The 3,230-nt window shown below is 55.2% G+C and carries 3 protein-coding genes; 2 read left to right on the forward strand and 1 reads right to left on the reverse strand.

Translation table 11 applies throughout. The annotated features are described in order from the left end of the window. Positions 1-127: 127 nt before the first annotated feature. Positions 128-400 carry a 30S ribosomal protein S15 gene (gene rpsO, locus Q1K23_RS08745; protein WP_300363906.1) on the reverse strand — a complete coding sequence of 91 codons (273 nt, stop codon included), beginning with the start codon at positions 398-400 and terminating at the stop codon, positions 128-130. 145 nt (positions 401-545) lie between these two features. On the opposite strand from rpsO, the gene Q1K23_RS08750 reads away from it, so the two are divergent. Continuing rightward, complete coding sequence (locus Q1K23_RS08750) at positions 546-950, forward strand: Rrf2 family transcriptional regulator (RefSeq protein ID WP_300363908.1); 405 nt, start codon at positions 546-548, stop codon at positions 948-950. A 66-nt stretch (positions 951-1,016) separates the two neighbouring features. Continuing rightward, complete coding sequence (gene flhA, locus Q1K23_RS08755; RefSeq protein WP_300363910.1) at positions 1,017-3,134, forward strand: flagellar biosynthesis protein FlhA; 2,118 nt, start codon at positions 1,017-1,019, stop codon at positions 3,132-3,134. The last annotated feature ends 96 nt before the right edge of the window (positions 3,135-3,230 follow it).

Below are 3,230 nucleotides of genomic sequence, written 5' to 3' on the forward strand. Positions count from 1 at the left end.
GAGTGTTGAGTGTTGAGTGTTGAGTGTTGAGTGTTGAGTGTTGAGTGTTGAGAAAATGTGATGCGGATTTGTTGAAAAGAAGCTGAAGGTTTAAAAAGATCCCCCCGGAAGGGGGAAGAAAAGTGAATTACTTGTCCCGGATGCCGAGAGCGGAAATGAGCTGGGTATAGCGATCGTAATCTTTTCTTTTGAGATATCGAAGAAGACGTTTGCGCTGTCCGACCAGTTTCAGAAGACCCAGTCGTGAAGAGTGGTCTTTTTTGTTCTCTTTGAGGTGTTCTGTCAGGTACTTGATGCGCTCCGTCAAAAGTGCGACCTGTACTTCCGGAGAACCCGTATCGTTCTCACCGCGTCCGAATTGTTTGATGATTTCAAGCTTTTTAGCCGAATCCAAAGCCATTTCTGACCTCCTGATTGGTTTTTTCTCCCATATGGTACTCCGTGAGCGCATATAAAGAGTGCGCAATTATACACAACGATCCTTAAAAAAGCAAAGATTTACATAATTTAGATTAGAATTGAACCAACATTACATAGGGGGAACTATGTTACTGACCCGAGCGAGCGAATACGCCCTTCTCTCTCTGGCACTGATAGGCGAGAGCGGAGAGCCCAAAGATGTCGATACCCTGTCCAGACAGCTCGACATATCCAAAAGTTTTCTGGCGAAAATCCTGCAGAATCTCGCCAAAGCCGGCATACTCGTCTCCTACAAAGGAGCCAAAGGCGGTTTCGCGCTCAAGAAAAAGTTCGAAGAGATCTCCATTATGGAAGTGATCGAAGCGGCCGAGGGAAAACCGCCGTCTGTCTTCGAATGCTCTCCGGCCAAAGAGTGCTGTCCCAGCGAACGGGCCGGATCGTGCATCATCTGGCCCTTTCTGCACCGTCTGCAGAACAAGATCGACGGGTTTTTGGAAAACCTGACGCTCAAAGACATCCTCGAAAGATAGATCTTCCGGTGAAAAAAGGCGATCCGATTGGCTAAAGCGACCCGCACCCGACTTCTTCAGCGTGCCATGCCGTTTCTCGAAACCATCGCGAGTGCCAAAGATCTGACCATCGTCGGCATGATCGTCGCCATCATGGCGATCATCATCGTCCCGCTTCCCAGCCCCGTGCTGGACTTTTTCCTGACGGTCTCCATCGCCATCTCGGTCCTGATGATCCTGATCTCGGTCTTCATCGAGAAACCTACCGACTTCACGACTTTTCCGACGATGATTTTGCTCATCACGCTCTACCGCCTCTCGCTCAATATCGCGACGACGCGTATGATCCTGAGCAAGGGCCACGAAGGGCCCGAAGCGGTCAGCGACATCATCACCAGTTTCGGCGATTTCGTCGTCGGGGGCAACTACGTCATCGGTATCATCGTCTTTTCCATCATCGTCATCATCAACTTCATCGTCGTCACCAAGGGCGCCACCCGCGTCGCCGAAGTGGCCGCCCGCTTCACCCTCGATGCGATGCCGGGCAAGCAGATGGCGATCGACGCCGACCTCAACGCCGGGCTCATCGACGAGAACGAAGCGAAAAAACGGCGTGCCGAGATACTTCAGGAGGCCAGCTTCTACGGGGCGATGGACGGTTCGAGCAAGTTCGTCAAGGGTGACGCCATCGCCGGCATCATCATCACGATCATCAACATCATCGGCGGATTTCTGATCGGAATGTTCCAGCACGACATGTCCCTGGCCGACGCCGCCTCGACCTTCACGCTGCTGACCATCGGCGACGGCCTGGTTTCCCAGATCCCCGCCCTCATCGTCTCCACCGCCACCGGTATCATCATCACACGCGCCAGCAAGGACGAAGAGAAGAACTTCGCCGAAGGGGCGATCAACCAGCTCATCAAGGAGTACAAAACCCTCTTCATCGTCGGATTCATCCTGCTGCTCTTCGCCCTGGTACCCGGCCTGCCCACGATCCCTCTGACTTTCGTGGGGCTTCTTTTCCTGGGGCTTGGCTACCTGATCCGCAAACAGGGGATGGAGGAGTCGATCCTGGGGCCGGAGACCGGAGCGACCGCCTCCGCGGAGGAGGAAGCCCCCTCTCCGACCCACAAACCGCCCACGAAAGAGGAGGAGGAAGCGGCTCTGGAGGACATCCTCAAAGTCGAGATGCTCGAACTGGACCTGGGATACCAGCTCATCAAACTGGCCGATACCAGCCGCGGCGGCGACCTGCTGGAGCGGATCCGTTCCATGCGGCGCAAGATCGCCGCCGACTACGGTTTTTTGATGCCGCAGGTGCGCATCCGCGACAATCTCCAACTGCCGCCCAACATGTACCAGATCCTTCTCAAAGGGGTCGAGATCGGCAGCGGCGAAGTCTACGCCGACAAGTTCCTGGCCATGAACAGCGGCATGGCGACCGAGGAGATCGAGGGCATCCACACCAAAGAGCCCGCCTTCGGACTCGACGCGATCTGGATCGACGCCGACAAGAAGGAGGAGGCGATCATCAAGGGCTACACCGTCATCGACCCCGCCACCGTCATCTCCACCCACATGAGCGAACTGGTGAAAAAACACGCCGAAGACCTGCTGACGCGTCAGGAGGTGCAGTCTCTGCTGGAGAAGGTCAAGAAAGACTACCCGGTCGTCGTGGAAGACGCGCTCAAGGTCGCCTCCCTGGGATTGATCCAGAGAGTACTCAAGCAGCTGCTGCACGAACAGGTGCCGATCAAGGATATGGTCACCATCCTCGAGACGATCGCCGACGTGGCCGAATACACCAAAAACGTCGACCTGATCGTCGAACAGGTCAGAGCGCGCCTCGCGCGCGTCATCACGAGTATCTACAAAGACCAGGAAGGCGTCATCAAGCTGCTTACCCTGAGCGCCCCGACCGAACAGCGTCTGCTCGATCATCTGCAGGAGAACGAAAGCGGCCGACAGCTGCTGCTCAACGTGGGGCAGATCAACAAAGTGGTCGAAACGATCAGCGAAGAGGCCCAGAAGGTCCTGCAGAAAGGGATCGCCCCGGTCATCCTGATCGTCGACCCGATGCTCAGAAAACCGCTCGCCGAAATCTTCGAACGCTTCGGCCTGGAAGTCGTCGTACTCAGCCACGCCGAAATCGATCCGAACGCGAAGTTCGAAGTGCTCGGCAGCGTGGAAATTGAGATTTGAGTGTTTAGTGCTGAGTACTGAGTGCTGAGTCACATTGTGGTGAACCGCGCGAAGCGCGGACGATTTCATACTATTAAAGCGAAGCGATAAACTCAA

Origin of the sequence: Hydrogenimonas sp. (assembly GCF_029933015.1) — a bacterium.
Lineage (GTDB): Bacteria > Campylobacterota > Campylobacteria > Campylobacterales > Hydrogenimonadaceae > Hydrogenimonas.

Coding starts and splice junctions, on each gene's coding strand:
- rpsO (WP_300363906.1), bottom strand. CDS start 400: ATGGCTTTGGATTCGGCTAAAAAGCTTGAAATCATCAAACAATTCGGA.
- flhA (WP_300363910.1), top strand. CDS start 1,017: ATGCCGTTTCTCGAAACCATCGCGAGTGCCAAAGATCTGACCATCGTC.
- Q1K23_RS08750 (WP_300363908.1), top strand. CDS start 546: ATGTTACTGACCCGAGCGAGCGAATACGCCCTTCTCTCTCTGGCACTG.